At 68.0% G+C, this 18,435-nt stretch carries 17 protein-coding genes; 1 reads left to right on the top strand and 16 read right to left on the bottom strand.

The features are described 5' to 3' along the window. Positions 1-56: 56 nt before the first annotated feature. The 16 genes from AB0N61_RS05935 to AB0N61_RS05860 all read right to left on the bottom strand — a co-directional run bounded on the left by AB0N61_RS05935 (position 57) and on the right by AB0N61_RS05860 (position 18,001). Positions 57-518, bottom strand: a complete 462-nt coding sequence (locus tag AB0N61_RS05935) for a hypothetical protein (protein ID WP_363362439.1) — start codon at positions 516-518, stop codon at positions 57-59. Positions 519-642: 124 nt separating this feature from the next. Further along, entirely contained in the window at positions 643-2,220 is a 1,578-nt protein-coding gene (locus AB0N61_RS05930; protein WP_363362437.1) for a Rieske 2Fe-2S domain-containing protein, read from the bottom strand. Between the two features lie 74 nt (positions 2,221-2,294). Continuing rightward, positions 2,295-5,594, bottom strand: coding sequence for an SNF2-related protein (locus AB0N61_RS05925; protein ID WP_363362435.1), 3,300 nt, complete (start codon positions 5,592-5,594; stop codon positions 2,295-2,297). Between the two features lie 56 nt (positions 5,595-5,650). Further along, positions 5,651-6,061 (bottom strand): transcription antitermination factor NusB, encoded by a 411-nt coding sequence (gene nusB, locus AB0N61_RS05920; RefSeq protein ID WP_167943594.1) that lies wholly within the window; start codon positions 6,059-6,061, stop codon positions 5,651-5,653. 3 nt (positions 6,062-6,064) lie between these two features. Beyond that, complete coding sequence (gene efp, locus AB0N61_RS05915; RefSeq protein ID WP_140037127.1) at positions 6,065-6,625, bottom strand: elongation factor P; 561 nt, start codon at positions 6,623-6,625, stop codon at positions 6,065-6,067. Between the two features lie 75 nt (positions 6,626-6,700). Then, complete coding sequence (gene aroQ, locus AB0N61_RS05910; RefSeq protein ID WP_363362434.1) at positions 6,701-7,138, bottom strand: type II 3-dehydroquinate dehydratase; 438 nt, start codon at positions 7,136-7,138, stop codon at positions 6,701-6,703. Further along, the gene (gene aroB, locus AB0N61_RS05905; RefSeq protein WP_167943590.1) at positions 7,135-8,223 is read right to left on the bottom strand and encodes a 3-dehydroquinate synthase; all 1,089 of its coding nucleotides are present in this window, start codon (positions 8,221-8,223) and stop codon (positions 7,135-7,137) included. The genes aroQ and aroB overlap by 4 nt, the downstream gene beginning before the upstream one ends. After that, on the bottom strand, positions 8,220-8,738 hold the full coding sequence (locus AB0N61_RS05900) for a shikimate kinase (protein WP_363362432.1): 519 nt from the start codon (positions 8,736-8,738) through the stop codon (positions 8,220-8,222). Before AB0N61_RS05900 ends, aroB begins: the two co-directional genes overlap by 4 nt. Then, positions 8,722-9,951 (bottom strand): chorismate synthase, encoded by a 1,230-nt coding sequence (gene aroC, locus AB0N61_RS05895; protein ID WP_167943482.1) that lies wholly within the window; start codon positions 9,949-9,951, stop codon positions 8,722-8,724. Before aroC ends, AB0N61_RS05900 begins: the two co-directional genes overlap by 17 nt. A gap of 54 nt (positions 9,952-10,005) precedes the next feature. After that, complete coding sequence (locus tag AB0N61_RS05890; protein WP_363362430.1) at positions 10,006-10,818, bottom strand: shikimate dehydrogenase; 813 nt, start codon at positions 10,816-10,818, stop codon at positions 10,006-10,008. Beyond that, positions 10,815-12,371 carry an endolytic transglycosylase MltG gene (gene mltG / locus AB0N61_RS05885; RefSeq protein WP_363362428.1) on the bottom strand — a complete coding sequence of 519 codons (1,557 nt, stop codon included), beginning with the start codon at positions 12,369-12,371 and terminating at the stop codon, positions 10,815-10,817. Before mltG ends, AB0N61_RS05890 begins: the two co-directional genes overlap by 4 nt. Next, complete coding sequence (gene ruvX / locus AB0N61_RS05880) at positions 12,371-12,847, bottom strand: Holliday junction resolvase RuvX (RefSeq protein ID WP_363362427.1); 477 nt, start codon at positions 12,845-12,847, stop codon at positions 12,371-12,373. Before ruvX ends, mltG begins: the two co-directional genes overlap by 1 nt. Beyond that, positions 12,844-15,504, bottom strand: coding sequence for an alanine--tRNA ligase (gene alaS, locus AB0N61_RS05875; protein WP_363362425.1), 2,661 nt, complete (start codon positions 15,502-15,504; stop codon positions 12,844-12,846). Before alaS ends, ruvX begins: the two co-directional genes overlap by 4 nt. A gap of 79 nt (positions 15,505-15,583) precedes the next feature. Then, a complete protein-coding gene (locus tag AB0N61_RS05870; RefSeq protein WP_053096155.1) occupies positions 15,584-15,772 on the bottom strand; it encodes a hypothetical protein in 189 nt (62 codons plus the stop codon). A 105-nt stretch (positions 15,773-15,877) separates the two neighbouring features. Next, a complete protein-coding gene (gene rpsD, locus AB0N61_RS05865; RefSeq protein ID WP_067118359.1) occupies positions 15,878-16,507 on the bottom strand; it encodes a 30S ribosomal protein S4 in 630 nt (209 codons plus the stop codon). Positions 16,508-16,669: 162 nt separating this feature from the next. Continuing rightward, a complete protein-coding gene (locus AB0N61_RS05860; protein ID WP_363362423.1) occupies positions 16,670-18,001 on the bottom strand; it encodes a replication-associated recombination protein A in 1,332 nt (443 codons plus the stop codon). Positions 18,002-18,113: 112 nt separating this feature from the next. Between AB0N61_RS05860 and AB0N61_RS05855 the strand changes: the two genes are divergently transcribed. Next, entirely contained in the window at positions 18,114-18,410 is a 297-nt protein-coding gene (locus AB0N61_RS05855; protein ID WP_363362422.1) for a hypothetical protein, read from the top strand. Positions 18,411-18,435: the final 25 nt, after the last annotated feature.

The raw sequence follows: 18,435 nt of genomic DNA, 5'->3' as shown, positions 1-18,435 counted from the left end.
TCTCCGCCTCACAGGACGGTGTTAAAGGTTGCTTGATGCATCCAGTCTAGCGTGGGTCAGCGCCAGCCCAGCACCTCGCGCACAACCTCCTGCGAGGCCGGCGAGCCGTCGTCCGGAATCCCAGCGAGGGATTCGTGCGAGAGCATCGCCCCTTCTGCTCCGGCGGCAGCGGTGATCTGCTCAAGGGCCTCGCGGACGCGCGGAGCCGCAGCTCGCGAGTAGGCCGGCGCACCACGCCGCGACGTATGGGGGAACACGACCAGCTCGGCCACACGCGGACCGACGGGTCGGGATGCGACGACGACCAGGGTCGGCGACAGCACCCGCTGGAACGCACGCGGAACGGGAAACGGAAGCTCGTCGATCACCAGGCCGAGCAGCGCACGTCTCTTGGACTTCTCTTCGTCGCCGATCTCCAGCGCCACCGCCGTCCACTCGGATCCTCGATCTCGCAGCTTCTCGTCGAAGCCGTCATGCCGTTGCTCGAACCCGGCCTTCTCGAGGAAGTCGGTGGCCACGCGGAGCAGTCGTTCAGGCGTCGATCTGGTGATCCACCGAGCACCACGGAGCGCTCCCGTGAACATGGGCAGCGGCACACGCGCGTCGCGCCCCGAACCGTGCGGATGCGCGGATCGCGACACGTCAGCTGGCCTCGCGGAGTACCGCGTCGGTGACCTCGTCGATCTTCGACGATCGGATCGGGTGGCCGCTGGTCGAAAGGCATCGCCCGGTCTTGAGATCCCACTTCCAGTCGTGCATGCTGCACGTCAGGACGCCGTCCTTGTCGACCTTCCCGGTCTTCGTGAGGTCGGCGCGCAGGTGCGGGCAGCGCCGTTGCACGACCCAGTCGCCGATCTCGGCATCCTCGGTCTGATCCGTCTGCTCCTGGTACCAGTTCTCGACGTACTCGATGCGATCGACCGAGAGGCACTTGAGGAACGTCGTGAGGAATTCGTTGAACTTTCCGCTGCGCCCCACCTGGAACTGCATCGACAGGAAGATCGAGTTCGACCAGTCGATCTCATGATCGCGGATGTTCGTCGAGACGAGATCAGCGGGGATCGTGTACCAGTAGATGCACTCCTCGCCCGCGTACTCGCGCACCTTCGCGCGCGGGAAGTCCACGACCATGTCGAGGTCGCCGATCTTGAATCGCACACACCCGCCGACGCCGAGTCGGATCGTTCGCGACTTCTTCAGCAGCGGCTCCCACCACGTCTTGAGCTCCTCGAGCATCTCGGCCGCGGGCAGGACCTCTGCGCGCGAGGCCTCCTCGTCGGCGATCTCCTGCTGACGAGAGGCGCGCTGCTCCTCGAGATAGTCCCACTTCTCGTCGAAGATGTGGGCGAGCTCGGCCTCGGTGTAGAGCGACTGCTCGGTCGAGACCTCGCCGCCGTCGACGGTCACGACCGTGCCCGGCACGAACAGGTGTCCGTCGTACTGGGGCGAGAGCTCCCTCATGTGAGCCAGGAACTGCTTCTGGTCGGTGAAGATCGACTCGCCGTTGCGGCCGACCCCGTTGAAGTCGAAGAGGTCGTCACGCAGGAACATCGGCGGGCCCGCCATCGGGAAGACATGAGGCGCATCCACCTTGTCGATGTAGTACATCGCGCGCTTGTTCTGGGCGTCCCGCTTGAGCTTCGCGAAGTTCTGCTTCGCGTCCAGCGGCAGGTCGTAGACCATGGGCCACCAGATCGCGCCCGAGACCTGCGTGAAGTACGCGTCGGGCTTGCCGAAGTGCAGCAGCGTCTCGAGATCGAGGGGGTGCGAATCGTTCTGATTCAGCACCGATCCGGTTCCGTCGTCGACGCTCAGCGACGAGTCTCCGATGGGGCCGTCGCTCGGAGCTCGCAGCGGAGTGATCATGATCTTCAGGTCGCCGCGCTCGATGATCTGGCCGGCGGGCGCATACGTGATGTTCGTGTAGCCCAGTGCCCTGATGTCCTGCTCGAGGTCATCGATCGGGTACTCGGGCAGCAGGACCTCGATGTCCTTGCGGATGTAGCGCTCGAGCAGCGTCGGATCGAAGTGGTCGCGGTGCCGGTGCGAGATGTAGAGGAAGTCCGCCTCACGGCCGAATCGCTCCCAGTCGAGTCCCCGGTTGTCGGGGAACGGGAACCAGGAGCCGAAGAACGAGGGCCCGAGCACCGGGTCGCAGATGATGTTCCCGCCGACAGTCTCGATGAACATCCCGGCGTGGCCGAGTCCCGTGATCCGCATGCATTCCTCCTGAAGTGAACCGTTCGATTCTACCGATGGGGTCCTGGGCGCACGCCCCGACGGGCCGGGAGAAATCACGCGTCGTCGAACAGGCCCCTGATGTCATCGGCCGTGAGCGACTGGGCGAACAGCTCGTCGTCGTCCATCACCGCGGTGAAGAGCCTGGCCTTGCGGCGCTGCAGCTCGAGCACCTTCTCTTCGATCGTGCCGGTGGAGATCATCCGGTAGACGAACACCTGGTTGGTCTGACCGATGCGGTGCGTGCGGTCGATCGCCTGCTCTTCGGCCGCGGGGTTCCACCACGGGTCGAGGAGGAAGACGTAGTCGGCTTCCGTCAGCGTGAGACCGAATCCACCCGCCTTCAGGCTGATGAGGAAGACCGGCTGCTCCCCCGACTTGAAGCCGTCGATCACGTGCTCCCGGTGGCGCGTCGAGCCGTCGAGATGCGCATACGGAATGCCGGCGGCCTCCAGCCGGGCCGCGGCGAGATCGAGGAACGATGTGAACTGGCTGAAGACGAGGGCACGATGCCCCTCGGCCTGCAGTTCCGCCACGCGCTCGAGAAGCGTGTCGAGCTTGCTCGAGCCAATCTCGGCATCGGCCTCGTCGACCAGGGCGGGAGCGAGGCTCAGCATTCGCAGCAGAGTGAGCGAGCGGAAGACGATGAAGCGGTTGCGATCGAGGTCGTCGATCAGCCCGAGGACCTTCTGGCGTTCACGCTGCAGCACGACGTCGTAGAGGGCCCTGTGCGCCGGGCTCAGCTCGACCTCGAGCAGCTGTTCCTGCTTGGCCGGAAGATCGGGCGCGACGAGTTCTTTGGTCCGCCGCAGCATCAGAGGCCTCACGCGTCGACGCAGCTGGGCAAGGCGTCGGGCGCGGTACTCGCCCCCTTCTTCGTTCTCGGGGACCTTGCCCTTCTCGATCGGCTGGATGTAGCGATCCTTGAACTTGCGCGCCGAGGGGAACAGTCCCGGCGCGGCGAGTTTGAGCAGCGACCACAGCTCGGACAGGCTGTTCTCCATCGGTGTTCCCGTGACCGCGTACGTGACGTCGGCGTGGAACGTCGAGATGGCCCGGTGCAGCCTCGTCTTGGGATTCTTCACGAACTGGGCCTCATCGAGGATCAGCCCGGCCCATTCGATCTCTCGGAACTCCTCTTCGTCGAGTCGCGCGACCGTGTAGGAGCTCACCACGAGATCACTCGACCGGGCGGCCGCTCGCAGGACGTCGGCGCGCTTTCCGCTCGTGCTGTCGACGATCGACACACGAAGACCCGGAGTGAACCGCGCCGCCTCCGACCTCCATGTGCTCAGAACCGACGTGGGCGCCAGCACGAGGAAGGGGCTCGTCTCGCCGGCATCCCTCGTGTGCTGGACGAAGGTGAGCAGCTGCAGGGTCTTTCCCAGACCCATGTCGTCCGCGAGGATCCCTCCCAGTCGGTGACGCCACAGGAAGGCCAGCCAGTCGAAGCCCGCCTTCTGATACGGGCGGAGCTCGGCCAGCATCCCTGTCGGAACGGGCGTGGGTGGCACTCCGGTCGCCTGACGCAGTCCGTCAGCCGTGGCACGCCAGCTGACGGCGGGCTGGGCCTCGTCGGCCAGGTCTTCGAACTCCTCCCACAGATCGGTCTGATAGCGGCTGATCCGCGGGCCGGTCTCCCATTCGTCGAGCTCGCCGGCCTCTTCGATGAGATCTCGCAGACGATCGAGAGACGGATGGTTGAGCGAGAAGTAGCCGCCGTCGGACAGCAGCATCTTCTTGCGCCCCCTGCTCAACGCCGTGAACAGAGGGGCGAACGGGATCAGTCGACCGTCGATCCTCACGAGGATGCCGAGGTCGAACCAGTCGGAGTCCCGAGATTCGACGGTCGTCACCGTGACCTCGGGATCGCCGGTCAGCTCGCGGTAGGCCTTGCGCTCGCCGTGCGACTCGACGCGAACGCCCACGGCCTCGAGTGCCGGAACACCCTCGGCGACGAATGCAGCGGCGTCGATGTCATGGAAGGACCCACTCGGTCGGAAGCTGGTCGTGCGGAACTGCTGCCATGCCGCCTCGATCGCCGCTCGCGTGGTGGCCTCGACCCCGGCGTCACGCACGGCAGCGTCGTTCCAGGCGAACGGCACACGTCCGAACTGCCCGTAGGACCATTCGAACGCGTAGCTGACGACGTCGCCGCGCTCGTACGTCACCGTCAGCACGGGCTCGGGCTCCGGCACGTCCGGGAGCTCGACCGCACCGACCGTGCGCACCGTGCTGCGCCGGGCGAGGAGCGGGTACGCCCCTGATATGAAGGCCTCTTCGTCGTCGGCCGGCACGGTGATCGGGTCTGACGCCACCAGGAGCGCGCGTGTCTGCTCGCTCAACGGCACTTCCGCGAGAACGATCTCGATCCGCGCACCGACGAGGCTCGCCGCATAGACACCGGTTCGTCCGATCGGGTGCACCTCGCGCTCGGGAACCGTCCGCTCGTCGATGCGCACGTCCGCTGCGACTTCGAGCGCGCCATCGTCTGCTCGGCTGATCCGCGCCGACACCTCGGCCGACGACGCGATCCGCACCGAGGCGCTCTTCTGGCTGGCGACGAACGGGATGCCGAGCGCGGCGGCCGATCCGAGGTGTCGCCACAGAAGCGGCGACTCCACCTGATCGAGAACGAGCCAGTCTCCGGCGTTGCCGGAGAGGAGTGAGTCCCGGGAGATGCTGAGGAGATCGCCGAACCAGCGATTCTGCTCGCGGCCGAACTGCGAGGCGTCGCGCCGGACCGCGTCCCAACCGGCCCCTCCCTGGATCCATGCACCGGTCTGCGCGCTGCGCATCATCGGGCGGATCGCCAGCAGCAGCTCACCGCTCGGGCGGGCCAGGTCGCGGGGGGTCGCCGCGCGGACGGGACGCGGCCCCCAGTGGTTCTCGCTCCGGGATTCCCGGTGCCTGAGCTCGATCCCAAGGGCGAGGCGCTGCGGATGAGGGGTCGCCGCCGAATCGAGCAGAGTCCGCCACGACGGCACCGCTGTGCTGCGCGCCACCGCCGGCTTCCGCTCAGCGTCGGGGTGACGCTGGAGAGCCGCGGCCTGCTGCGAATACTCGTGGACGTTGGACGCGAGAAGGGTGGCGACGACGTGTTTGCATCCGCTTCGCACCGGACAGGTGCACCGGGTCGTCCGGACCCGCCTCGTTCCATTCGACGAGAGGAACACGATCTCGGTCACGTACGGGGCGTCCGAGCTGCCGCGGACGTGACCTTCGAGTTCGAGCAGATCCTCGTGCCAGACGACGTCGAGCACATTGCCCTCGCGGAAGTAGGCGAGACCGCGCTGGTAGCCCCCGACATCGGTGATCTGCATGAGGTCGCGGAGATCGACGTGCGGAGCGGCCATCACCCCATCCTTCCCGCGGCCTCCGACATCGCGGAGACCGCGTCCTGAGTCGTCGCTCAGGCGGCGCGAGAGACGCGGGCGAGCACGCCGTGCACGAAGGCGCCCGAATCGTCTGTGGAGAACTCCTTGGCGAGCTCGACGGCCTCGTCGATGGCGACAGCCGTCGGCACGGCGTCGTTGAACAGGATCTCCCAGACGCCGATGCGCAGCAGTGCCCGATCGACCGCGGGCATGCGCTCGATCTTCCAGTCGCGGCTGTGGGTGGTGATCTGCTCGTCGATCTCGTCGCGGTGGTCGATGATGCCGTCGACGACTTCGCGGGCATACAGCCATGAGGCCTCGCGAGCGGGCTCGCTCGCCGCACGCTTGGCCTCGGCGGCCAGGGTCACCGAGATCTCGTCGCCACGGACGTCGGCGGAGAACAGGATGTCGAGTGCGCGCTTGCGCGCCTTCGTGCGGGCGCTCACGCCTTACTTCTCGCGACCGAGGTAGTCGCCGGTGCGCGTGTCGACCTTGACCTTGGTGCCCGTCTCGACGAAGAGCGGGACCTGGATCTCGTAGCCGGTCTCGAGCGTGGCGGGCTTGGTGCCCGCCGACGAACGATCGCCCTGCACGCCGGGCTCGCTGTAGGTGATCTCGAGGATCACGGACGCGGGGAGGTCGATGTACAGCGGGTTGCCGTTGTTGAGCGCGATCGTGACCTGCTGGTTCTCGAGCAGGAAGTTCTTCGCGTCGCCGACGGTCGCAGCGGGGACCGTGATCTGGTCGTAGTCGGTCTGGTCCATGAACACGTACCCGTCACCATCGGTGTACAGGTAGGTGTAATCACGACGGTCGACGTTCTCGATCTCGATCTTCGCACCGGCGTTGAACGTCTTGTCGACGACCTTGCCGCTCATGACGTTCTTGAGCTTGGTGCGCACGAACGCACCGCCCTTGCCGGGCTTGACGTGCTGGAACTCGACGACGCTCCAGAGCTGCCGCTCGATGCTCAGGACGACGCCGTTCTTGATGTCTGCGGTAGATGCCATGCGCTGGACTTTCCGTTTCTCGAGTCTGGGGGCCGCTCGCGTCCGATCTGGACTGGGGTGGGCCGAGAGTCGATTCTACGGGATCAGCGCTGCGAGCTGCCGCACAGCACTCGCGTAGCCGTCGACGCCCTCGCCGATCACCCGCACCGCCGCGACATCGTGCAGGTAGGAATGGTGGCGGAATTCCTCCCGCGCGTACACGTCCGAGATGTGCACCTCGGCGAACGGCAGCGCGACCCCCGTGAGCGCGTCGCGCAGCGACACGCTGGTGTGCGTGAGCCCGCCCGGATTGATGACGATCGCGTCGCAGTCCGCGCGCGCGGCGTGGATCGCGTCGATCAGCACCCCCTCGTGGTTGCTCTGCAGCGCGCGCACCTCGAAGCCCTCAGCAGCCGCGGCCTCCGCCGTGAGGCGCTCCACGTCGGCGAGCGTCGCCGTGCCGTACACCTCGGGCTCCCGGCTGCCGAGCAGGTTGAGGTTCGGGCCGTTCACGAGCAGGATGCGGCGGGTCATTCGCCGATCTCCTGATAGGCGGCGAAGAGCAGCGACTCGTCAGGCGCCTGCAGCACCGTGGGCTTGGCGATGTCATCGAGGAGGATGAAGCGCAGCATCCCTCCGCGGCTCTTCTTGTCGCGCTGCATCGTCGCCAGCAGCTGCGGCCACGCACCGGCACGGTAGCCGGTCGGGAGTCCGAGCGAATCGAGGATCGTGCGGTGGCGCTCGGCGGCGGAGTCGGACAGACGTCCGGCGAGTCGTGACAGCTCGGCGGCGTACAGCATGCCGATCGAGATCGCGGCACCGTGTCGCCAGCGGTAGCGCTCGGCATGCTCGATCGCATGGCCGAGAGTGTGTCCGTAGTTGAGGATCTCGCGCTGCCCCGCCTCGCGGAAGTCGTCCGAGACGACCCGCGCCTTCATGTCGATCGCGAGCTCGACCGCTCGACGGAACTCCGGCGTGGTCGGGTCGACGGCGCGGGCGGGATCCGCCTCGACGATGTCGAGGATCTCCGGAGCCCAGATGAATCCGGCCTTCACGACCTCGGCGAAGCCCGCGGTTGCCTCGTTCGGGCTGAGGCTCGAGAGCTCGTCGAGGTCGCCGACCACCGCACGAGGCGCCCAGAACGCCCCGACGAGGTTCTTGCCCTCGGCGGTGTTGATACCCGTCTTGCCGCCGACGGACGCGTCGACGAGGCCGAGCACGGTGGTGGGCACCTGCACGAGCTGCACACCGCGCAACCAGGTCGCGGCGACGAAGCCTGCGAGATCCGTCACCGCACCTCCGCCGTAGCCGACGACCGCGTCCGACCGCGTGAAGTCAGCCTGCCCCATCACCTGCCAGCAGAACGCGGCGACCTCGATGCGCTTGCCCTGCTCGGCATCCGGCACCTCGGCGAGCAGCACCTCTCGCGGACCGTTCGTGACATCGGCGAGCAGACGGTCGCGCAGCTCGGCCGCGCGCGCGGCGAGCGTCGGCGGGTGCACGACCAGCACCTTGCGGACTCCGGGCTCGAGTGCCGCGGACACCTGATCGAGGATGCCTCGTCCGATGGCGATGTCGTAGGGGTTGTCGCCCGTCACGCTGATGGTTGTCGTAGTCATCCCAGTTCTCTTCTCCATGTCACGATGTCGTCGGCGATGCGCTGCATGGGGCGCCGTGACGTGTCGAACGTCACGGTCGCGACCTCGTCGTACCAGTCTCGACGCTCCTCGAAGATCTCAGTCCATCGCCCGACCGGATCGTCGCCCGCGAGCAGCGGCCGTCCGCCGCTGTGGAGCCGATCGGCCACCGCTGCCGGGGTGACGGTCAGGAAGACGACCGGGTGATCGAGCAGCAGCCTGCGGGTCGCCGGGTCGGTCACCGCTCCCCCGCCCAGCGAGATCACACCGCCCGAGCGCAGCGCGTCGACCACCTCCGCCCGCTCGAGCGCGCGGAAGTGCGCCTCCCCGCGCTCCTCGAAGATCACGGGGATGGGCCCGTGGGCGGCGACCACACGCTTGTCCGTGTCGATGAAAGGGATGCCGAGCCTGCGCGCGACACGGCGGCCGACGCTGGTCTTGCCCGCCGCCATCGGGCCGACGAGCACCAGCGACAGCTGGTCAGCCGCGCTCGTCATGCGCGATGAGCGCCGCCTCGGACGCGGGCGTCGTGCGCAGCTCGGCCGGGATCGCAGCGAGATACGCGTCGAGGTTGCGTCGCGTCTCGCCGATGCTGTCGCCGCCGAACTTCTCGAGCACCGCATTGGCGAGCTCGACCGCGACCATGGCCTCGGCCACCACACCCGCCGCGGGCACGGCGCACACGTCGGAGCGCTGGTGGTGCGCCGTGGCATCCTCGCCGGATGCCACGTCGATCGTGCGCAGGGCGTGCGGCACGGTGGCGATCGGCTTCATGCCCGCGCGCACACGCAGAACGGTTCCCGTCGACATCCCGCCTTCGGTGCCGCCGGCACGGTCCGAGCCGCGCGAGATGCCGTCAGCGGTCGCGAACAGCTCGTCGTGCGCCGCCGAGCCGCGTCGGCGGGTGGTCTCGAAGCCGTCGCCGACCTCGACGCCCTTGATGGCCTGGATGCTCATCAGCGCCTGCGCGAGGCGCGCGTCCAGACGGCGGTCCCAGTGCACGTGCGAGCCGAGTCCGGGCGGAAGACCGTAGGCGAGCACCTCGACGATCCCGCCGAGCGTGTCGCCGTCCTTCTTCGCGTCATCGACTTCGGCCACCATGAGTGCGGACGTCGTCGAGTCGAAACACCGCAGCGGATCGGCATCGAGTCGGTCGACGTCGTCCGGAGTCGGGAGCACCGCGCCGTCGGGCACGCGCACCGGTCCGATCGAGAGCGTGTGGCTGACGAGACGGATGCCCAGCTCGCCGAGGAACGAGCGCGCGATGGCGCCGAGTGCCACCCTGGCCGCCGTCTCTCGCGCGCTGGCGCGCTCGAGAATGGGGCGAGCCTCGTCGAAGTCGTACTTCTGCATGCCGACGAGGTCGGCGTGGCCGGGTCGAGGACGGGTCAGCGGTGCGCTGCGGCCTCGCGACTTGTCGGTCAGCTCCACGGGTTCGGGGTTCATGACCTCGATCCACTTCGGCCACTCGGTGTTGCCGATGCGAAGGGCGATCGGGCTTCCGAGGGTCTTGCCGTGACGGACCCCGCCCGAGATCGTCAGCTCGTCCTGTTCGAACTTCATGCGCGAGCCGCGACCATAGCCGAGCTTGCGTCGTGCGAGATCGGCCTGGATCGCCTCGGAGGACACGGGGACACCCGAAGGCAGACCCTCCATGACGGCAATGAGTTCTGGGCCGTGCGATTCGCCGGCCGTGAGCACGCGGAGCATTGCTCTAGTCTCCCACGCGTTTCGCCTCGGATCGTGCCGCGTGACGGCCGTTGACTACAGGGCGGCTTCCATCGCGGCGACCACGGCGTCCTCCGAAGGCAGCGGGATGCTCTGGTCGCCTTGCACGAAGACGCGGATCTGGCGCACGGCCTGACGCAGCAGCATCCCCTCGCCGGAGACGGCAGGACCGCCGCTCCAGACCGATGCGAGCGCCGACGGCCATGGCGAATACGCGACATCGAACAGCGCTCCCCCACTCCCGCTCAGGCGCGCTGACGTCTCCTCGTCGAGGACGGAGCCGCCGGGAAGCGTCGCGACGGTGAGCCCGACATCGGCCGCGTCGTCGTGGAACGACGAGACCGTGATCGAGACGCCGAGTCGCCGCCCGAGCGCTGCGAGCTCCGCTGCGCGCTCGGGACGACGCGCCCGGACATCGACCGTGCGAGCTCCGGCCTCGACGCACGCGACCAGAGCAGAGGATGCCGTGGCACCGGCGCCCAGGATGCGTACAGCGTCGATCGAGAGCAGGTCCTGCTGCTCCAGGGCGTCGACGATCCCGCCGACATCGGTGTTGAAACCGCGGATGCCGTCGGTGAGCAGCAGCGTGTTGGCCGCGCCCGTGAGGTCGGCATAGCGGTCGTGCGCGACCGACGCACGGTGGGCCTTCTCTTTGAGGGGCATCGTGAGCGAGAGTCCTCGCCAGGAGTCATCCAGAGCGGCCAGAGCCGTGTCGAAAGCCGCCTCACCGACCTGGCGACGCGTGTACTCCCAGTCGAGACCCAAGGCGCCGTATGCCGCCGCGTGCAGCTGCGGGGACTTGGAGTGTGCGATCGGGTCGCCCCACACCGCGAGCCTCTGGGAGGTCATCCGGCCGAGCAACCCCCGTCGGGGTTCTCCTGACACCACTTCTCCCACTTCTCGACTCCCTGCAGGTGCTCCTCGTACGTGACCGAGAACTGGGTCTCTCCGGTGGCGAGGTTGGTCGTCACGAAGTAGAGCCAGGGGCCGTCGGCGGGGTGCATCGCCGCGTCGATCGCGGCGAAGCTCGGGCTCGCGATGGGCGTGACCGGCAGACCCGTGTGCACGTAGGTGTTCCAGGGGTTGTCGTCCTCGAGCGCCTCGGCCGAACTCGACACGACGCCCTCGTGCAGCGACCCGTAGCCGTACTGCGCGGTCGAGTCCATCTGCAGCTTCATGTCGATGTCGAGACGGTTCTCGATCACGCGCGAGACCTTGGGGAAGTCTGCGGTGAGGCCTTCGCGCTGGATGATCGAGGCGATCGTCAGCACACGCTGCGCATCCTCGGCGGGCACCCCGGCCTCTGTCAGCGATTCCTTCGTGCGGTCGACCATGCGCTGGATGACCTGTGTGGCGGTCACCCCCGGGTCGAACGTGTACACAGCCGGGAACAGCCACCCCTCGAGGCTCTGAGCGGTGACTCCGTAGGTCGCGGGGTCTGCGTCCACCGCGGCCTGGAGATCCTCGACGGGCATGCCCAGCGATTCGGCCATGCCCGGAAGCGACGATTCGATGGTGGCGCCCTCGCCCACGCTCGCGGAGTTCTCTCGCTTGTTCTCAGGGTTCTGCAGCGCCTCGAGAGCCGCCTCGGCCGTCATCTTCTCCTGCAGGCTGTAGATGCCCGGATAGAAGGTGACCGCGATGTTCTCGCTGACCAGATAGTCGTAGAAGACATCCTCGGTGCGGGTGACGCCCGCTTCATACAGCGCAGTGGACACCGGAGAGCCCGTGTCGCCCTCATGGATGGTGACGAGCACCTCGCCGGATGCGAGACCGGGCTCCCAATCCTTCGGGTCGCCCCACCCGAGCGCGTCGCTGATCTTGTCGCCGTACGTGCCCCACGCCCACGCCCCGGCCCCGACGATGCCGCCGATCACCGCGAGAACGATCACGAGTGCGACCAGGCACCCTGTACGGCGCTTCCTCTTCGCCGGCGGTCGATGGCCGGCGTCGTGCTCGGGCTGAGCATGGAAGAGGTCCTCGAGCCGGCCCCCCGCACCGGCGCCGTCAGACGGCGCGCCCGCCGCACCGGCACCGGCCGATGCGTCTGCTGCGGCACCGGCCGCCGGTTCGCCGACGGTCGTAACGTCGGCCTGTGTGCTCTCGGCCGGTCGGCCGTCGACCGGCTCCTCGGACGCTGTCGGCATCGCTCTGGTCGACACGTCGTCGACCGCGGCGCCGTCTGCAGGAGAGGCGGCCGGGGAGGCAGGCCGCGCAGGGGCCGATGGCGCAGCGCCCGTCTGGGCGGCTGCGGCCGCGCGGGCCGCTCGGCGCGACCCTGGCGCGGGCGGGGTGTTGTCGACCGTCGGGATCTGCTGCGACGGATCGGGAAGGTTCTCGAACAGATCGCCCAGACGGGTGTCCGGGTCGTGCTGAGGCGAAGCGCTCTCGCGTTCGGGCATTATCGGGGGGACTCCTCGTCGAGCGGAATCGTGGCGCCGGGCGGGTTTCCGGTGCTCTTCTCCGTGTCGATCGCCTGCTGCAGCAGGATCACCGCGGCGACCTGATCCACAATGCTACGAGACTTCTTCTGTGTTCTGCCCGAAGAACGCAGAGCGGCGTGTGCGGTGACGGTGCTGAGCCGCTCGTCTATGAGCCGCACGGGAACTCCCGTCCGTGCCCCGAGGGCGGCCGCGAACTCGCGAGAATCGGTCGTCGACGCGGTGTCGGCACCCTGCAGATTGACCGGCAGCCCGACCACGAACTCGAGCACGTCGAAGTCCTCGGCTATCGCCGCGATCCTGTCGATCGATGACTCGTTCCGCTGCACGGTCTCCACGGGCACAGCGAGCATGCCGTCCGGATCGCAGCGCGCGACACCCACGCGGGCACGCCCGACGTCGACGCCGATCCGCACGCCCCGGCGGAACTCGCTCACGCTGACTGCAGCTCCGTCGACACGGCCTCCAGGGCCGCCTGCAGAGCAGAGGCGTCCGTGCCACCGCCCTGAGCGACGTCGTCGCGCCCGCCACCACCGCCGCCGAGCACGGACGACGCGCGCTTCGCGAGCGCACCGGCCTTCGCACCGGCCGCGCGCGCGGCGTCGTTCGTCGCGGTGACGACGACGGGGCGCCCGTTGACCACGGCGCCGAGAGCGACCACGGCGGGATCCGAGCCGAGACGGTCGCGGACGCCGAGCACCAACTCGCGCACGTCGTCGGCCGATGCCACCTCGCCCAGCGACTGCGCGGCGACACGGAACGCGCCGACGCGGCTCGCGGCTTCGGCGATCGCCGGGACACGGCCCGCGCGCTCCTTCGACTCGAACTGAGCGATGCGCTTCTCGGCCGCCTTGAGGCTTGCGGAGAGATCCGCGATGCGCTCGGCGAGCTGGTCGCGAGGGGTCCTGAGCGACGTGGTCAGCTGCGACACGAGCGCGCGTTCTGCGGCGAGCTCGCGGAATGCGTCCTGGCCGACCAGAGCCTCGATGCGGCGGTTCGATGCGCCGACCGACGACTCGCCGACCACGCTCACGAGACCGATCTCGGCGCTCGTGCTGACGTGCGTACCCGCACACAGCTCGCGTGACCACGGACCGCCGATGTCGACCATGCGCACGACGTCGCCGTACTTCTCACCGAAGAGAGCCATGGCACCGGCCTCCTTCGCCTCGTCGAGCGTCACGATACGGGTCGTGACCTCGAGGGCGTCGTTGACCGCGCGATTGGTGATCTCCTCGATCTCCGTTCGGGTGTCGGCGGAGAGCGCCTGTGACCAGGAGAAGTCGAAACGCATGTACCCGGCGCGGTTCAGCGAACCGGCTTGAGTGGCAGACGGTCCCAGCGTGTCTCGCAGGGCCGCGTGCACGAGATGCGTCGCGGAGTGCGCCTGACGTGCGGCACGTCGGTTGGCGGCGTCCACGACCGTGGTCGCCGCGTCATCCACGGCGACAGCCCCGCGAGTGACCTCGACGGTGTGGCTGATGAGTCCGGGAACGGGGCGCTGCACGTCGAGGACTTCGAGCTCGTAGCCCGGCCCGACGATGACGCCCTTGTCGGCGACCTGACCACCGGACTCGGCGTACAGCGTCGTCTCGGCGAGCACGACCTCGGCGATCTGTCCCTCGGTCGCAGTCTGCGCAGGCTGACCGTCGACCAGGATGCCGAGGATGCGCGAATCGACCTCGAGCTCCGAGTAGCCGTCGAAGCCCGTCTCCCCCAGCGCACGGAGATCGCGGTACACCGAGACATCCGCGAGCTGACGCTTGCGATTGCGTGCGTCCGCCTTGGCGCGCGAGCGCTGCTCCTGCATCAGGGTGTCGAAGGCATCGCGATCGACCGCGAGACCGGCCTCCTCCGCGACCTCGAGCGTGAGATCGATCGGGAAGCCATACGTGTCGTGGAGCAGGAATGCCTCGGAGCCGCTCAGAGCCGCTCCGCCGCCCTTCTTCGTCTCGTCCAGGGCCAGATCGAGGATGGTCGACCCCTGAGCAAGAGTGCGTCGGAAGGTCTCTTCCTCTGCGAAGGCGGAGGCGGAGAGAGTCGACCACTCCGTCTCGAGCACCGGGTACGCCGACTTCATCGCGTCGCGCGAGGTGGCGAAGAGTTCGGGGAAGACCGGCTCGTCGACGCCGAGCAGACGCATCGAGCGCACGGTGCGTCGCATGAGACGACGGAGGATGTATCCGCGACCCTCGTTCGACGGGCGCACGCCGTCGGACAGCAGCATGAGCGACGAGCGCACATGGTCGGCCACGACGCGGAAGCGCACGTCGTCTTCGTGCACCGCGCCGTAGCGGCGGCCGGAGAGCTCGATCGCACGGTCGAGGACCGGGCGCACCTGGTCCGTCTCGTACATGTTCTCGACGCCCTGCTTCAGGAACGCGACCCGCTCGAGTCCCATGCCCGTGTCGATGTTCTTCTGGGGCAGCTCGCCCACGATGTCGAACTCGGTCTTGCCGCGGATGTTGTCGATGAAGTCCTGCATGAACACGAGGTTCCAGATCTCGAGGAACCTCGAGTCGTCGACCGCGGGGCCGCCGTCCTTGCCGTACGAGGGCCCACGATCGAAGAAGATCTCGCTGTCGGGGCCACCGGGACCGGGCTGACCGGTGTTCCAGTAGTTGTCCGCACGTCCGAGTCGCTGGATGCGCTCCGGCTTCAGGCCGATGACGTCGCGCCAGATGGCCTCCGCCTCGTCGTCCGTCTCATAGACGGTGACCCAGAGGTCCTTCTCGTCGAAACCGAGGCCGCCGTCGGCCTCCGAGCTCGTCAGCAGCTCCCACGCATAGCGGATCGCGCCCTCTTTGAAGTAGTCGCCGAACGACCAGTTCCCCATCATCTGGAAGAACGTGCCGTGACGAGCGGTCTTGCCGACCTCTTCGATGTCGTTGGTGCGGATGCACTTCTGCAGGTCCGCGATCCGCGGGTGCGGGGCGGGCACGACGCCGGTGAGGTACGGGATCATCGGCACCATTCCGGCGACCGTGAACAGCAGCGAGGGATCGTCGCTGACCAGAGAGGCCGAGGGGACGATGACATGGTCGTTCTTCTCGAAGAAGTCGAGGTAGCGCTGCGCGATCTCCGCAGTTTTCATAGGGGTGCCAGGTGTCCTTGCGTACAGGGTGTGGAAGGGCGGGGCGACGATGCGGCAGCGGCCGGGAGACCGCGCGCGATCAGTCGTCCGCGGGGTCTACGAGTCGCGCCTGCTGCTCGCGGTAGGAGTCGCCGATGATGCCGGTGAACTCGTTGAAGCGTGCATCGACCTCGGCGAGGATGTCGTGACCGCGGGGGTCCTTGTTCATGAAGTGCGCAGCGACGAACCCGCCGATCACACCGATCAGGAACCACAGCACGTTCTTCATGTCGTCATCCTTGCCTCTGACCCGCGAAGGCGCGGTGTCACCATCGTATGCGCAAACGACAGAAGGCGTCGGGTGACCCCGACGCCTTCTGCGGAAAAGCTGAACTCAGCGAGCTGCGTAGTACTCGACGACGAGCTGCACTTCACAGGTCACGGGGACCTCGGCGCGCTTCGGGCGACGAACCAGGCGAGCCTGGAGCTTGTCGAGCTCGACCTCGAGGTAGCCGGGAACGGGAGGCAGGACCTCGGCGTGACCGCCGGCGGCTGCGACCTGGAAGGGCTCGGTGCCCTCGCTCTTGGCCTTGACGTGGATGAGCTGACCCGGCTTCACGCGGAACGACGGGCGGTCGACGAGCTGGCCGTCGACGAGGATGTGACGGTGCACGACGAGCTGACGAGCCTGTGCGGTGGTGCGGGCGAAGCCCGAACGCAGCACGAGCGCGTCGAGACGCATCTCGAGCAGCTCGACGAGGTTCTCACCGGTCAGGCCCTCGGTACGACGGGCCTCGTTGAAGGTGTTGCGCATCTGCTTCTCGCGGATGCCATACTGCTCGCGAAGACGCTGCTTCTCGCGCAGACGGACGGCGTAGTCGCTGTCAGCCTTGCGCTTGGTGCGGCCGTGCTCGCCCGGAGCGTAGGGACGCTTCTCGAGGTAGCGGGCGGCCTTCGGGGTGAGCGGGATGCCGAGCGCACGGCTCAGACGGACCTTGCGGCGGTCCTGGGACTTCGTGGTCACGAAGCTGTCCTTCCGATGACGCGGTCGTGTCTCTCACGACTCGCGGACGTATCGTCCGCGTTCTGCCTTGACAGCGCACGCCGGGGCGCCAGCAAGGTGGGGTGTGAACGAGGAGATGCTCGAAAACTCGGTTTCGAGCCGATCAAGTCTAACAGATCCGACTCAGCGCCCGTCGAGGATCCGTCGGATGCGCCCGAGGCGAGCGGAGATGTCGCGCTCCACCCCCAGGTTCTTGGGCTCGTAGTAGCGCTTTCCGCGAAGTTCGTCGGGCAGATACTGCTGCGGAAGGATGCCGAACTCGCTGTCGTGCGGATAGACGTACCCGCGACCGTGACCGAGCCGCTTCGCGCCCGGGTAGTGCGCATCCCGCAGGTGCAGAGGGACCCGTCCGAAGCCCCCCGCGCGGATGTCGGCGATCGCCTGGTCGATGCCGACGTACGCCGCGTTCGACTTGGCCGTCGTGGCGAGGTAGACGGTCGCCTCGGCGAGCGGGATCCGCCCTTCCGGCATGCCGATGAATGCGACGGCGTCCGCCGCCGCGACCGCGATCGACAGCGCCTGCGGATCGGCGAGTCCCACGTCTTCGGATGCCGAGATGACGAGACGCCGCGCGATGAAACGGGGGTCCTCCCCCGCCTCGATCATCCTGGCGAGGTAATGCAGGGCCGCATCGGGGTCGGAGCCTCGGATGGACTTGATGAACGCGCTGATGACGTCGTAGTGCTCGTCGCCCTGACGGTCATACCGCAGCAGCGCCTTGTCGACGGCCTGGGCGACGTCATCCGCGGTCGCGGCGGGCACCGCACCCTCTTCACCCTTCGACAGCGCGACCGCGGCCGCCGCCTCGAGCCCGGTGAGCGCACGACGCGCGTCGCCCGAGGCCAGCCGGATGAGGGCGGCGCGTGCGTCGTCGGCCAGGGTGACCGCGCCGTTGAGTCCGCGCGCGTCGGTCACCGCTCGATCGACCAGAAGCCCGATGTCGTCGTCGGTCAACGGCTGCAGCGTGAGCAGCAGCGATCGCGACATCAGCGGGGAGATCACGGAGAACGAGGGATTCTCCGTCGTCGCGGCGATGAGGAGGACCCAGCCGTTCTCCACTCCCGGGAGCAGCGCGTCCTGCTGCGCCTTGGTGAATCGATGGATCTCGTCGAGGAACAGGATCGTCGTCTGACCGTAGAGGTCGCGCTGAGTGATCGCCTCCTGCATGACCTCACGCACGTCCTTGACTCCGGCGGTGATCGCGGAGAGTTCGACGAACCGGCGCCCCGACGATCGCGCGATCGCCTGCGCCAGGGTGGTCTTGCCGGTGCCGGGGGGACCCCAGAGGATGATCGAGACGGCGCCCGGAGACGTGGCGGCAGGGTCGGCGAGTGCGACGATCGGAGAGCCCGCGCGCAGCAGGTGCTTCTGACCGGCGACCTCGTCGAGCGACACCGGACGCATTCGCACGGCGAGAGGCGTCTGCCCGGAGAGCAGTGCGGCGGCGGAGGTCATCCGTCCAGGCTAACGTGGGGCCCCGACACTTCGGGCGGGAACAGCATGACGCGATCTCGACGGTAGGCTCTCAGGCGACGTTGCACAGTCAGGTCCAGTAAGGGAGCACGCAATGGCCGGACGCGGGAAGAGCACGCGGCAGTCGCGCACCGAGGCGGAGCGCGCACGCCTGCACACCGCCCGCACGACGTGGCACGAGGGCCAGATCCGTCGCCGCACGCGCGACAACATGATCGCCGTCATCGCCGGTGCACTGATCGTCGCGGGTGCCGTCGTGAGTCAGGTCGTGCACGCGCAGGTGGCTGCGCCGACCCCCTCGCCCACGCCGACCGTCGAACCGACCGACGCTCCGGTGCCGACGGACTCCGAGACGCCCGAGCCCGCCCCCTCCGAGACGCCCGCCGAATAGACGCGGTCTCGAGAGACCGCCCTCC

This window comes from Microbacterium sp. NPDC089320, from assembly GCF_040684875.1.
Taxonomy (GTDB): Bacteria; Actinomycetota; Actinomycetes; order Actinomycetales; family Microbacteriaceae; genus Microbacterium.
Note: the sequence above shows the minus strand (reverse complement) of the source record. Positions and strands in the feature narration are given on the sequence as shown.

Excerpts from the sequence above, each read along its gene's own strand:
- AB0N61_RS05860 (WP_363362423.1), bottom strand. The coding sequence starts at position 18,001 with ATGACCTCCGCCGCCGCACTGCTCTCCGGGCAGACGCCTCTCGCCGTG.
- alaS (WP_363362425.1), bottom strand. The coding sequence starts at position 15,504 with ATGAAAACTGCGGAGATCGCGCAGCGCTACCTCGACTTCTTCGAGAAG.
- aroB (WP_167943590.1), bottom strand. The coding sequence starts at position 8,223 with ATGACTACGACAACCATCAGCGTGACGGGCGACAACCCCTACGACATC.
- efp (WP_140037127.1), bottom strand. The coding sequence starts at position 6,625 with ATGGCATCTACCGCAGACATCAAGAACGGCGTCGTCCTGAGCATCGAG.
- AB0N61_RS05890 (WP_363362430.1), bottom strand. The coding sequence starts at position 10,818 with ATGACCTCCCAGAGGCTCGCGGTGTGGGGCGACCCGATCGCACACTCC.
- AB0N61_RS05870 (WP_053096155.1), bottom strand. The coding sequence starts at position 15,772 with ATGAAGAACGTGCTGTGGTTCCTGATCGGTGTGATCGGCGGGTTCGTC.
- aroQ (WP_363362434.1), bottom strand. The coding sequence starts at position 7,138 with ATGACCCGCCGCATCCTGCTCGTGAACGGCCCGAACCTCAACCTGCTC.
- mltG (WP_363362428.1), bottom strand. The coding sequence starts at position 12,371 with ATGCCCGAACGCGAGAGCGCTTCGCCTCAGCACGACCCGGACACCCGT.
- aroC (WP_167943482.1), bottom strand. The coding sequence starts at position 9,951 with ATGCTCCGCGTGCTCACGGCCGGCGAATCGCACGGCCCAGAACTCATT.
- AB0N61_RS05930 (WP_363362437.1), bottom strand. The coding sequence starts at position 2,220 with ATGCGGATCACGGGACTCGGCCACGCCGGGATGTTCATCGAGACTGTC.
- AB0N61_RS05925 (WP_363362435.1), bottom strand. The coding sequence starts at position 5,594 with ATGGCCGCTCCGCACGTCGATCTCCGCGACCTCATGCAGATCACCGAT.
- AB0N61_RS05855 (WP_363362422.1), top strand. The coding sequence starts at position 18,114 with ATGGCCGGACGCGGGAAGAGCACGCGGCAGTCGCGCACCGAGGCGGAG.
- AB0N61_RS05900 (WP_363362432.1), bottom strand. The coding sequence starts at position 8,738 with ATGACGAGCGCGGCTGACCAGCTGTCGCTGGTGCTCGTCGGCCCGATG.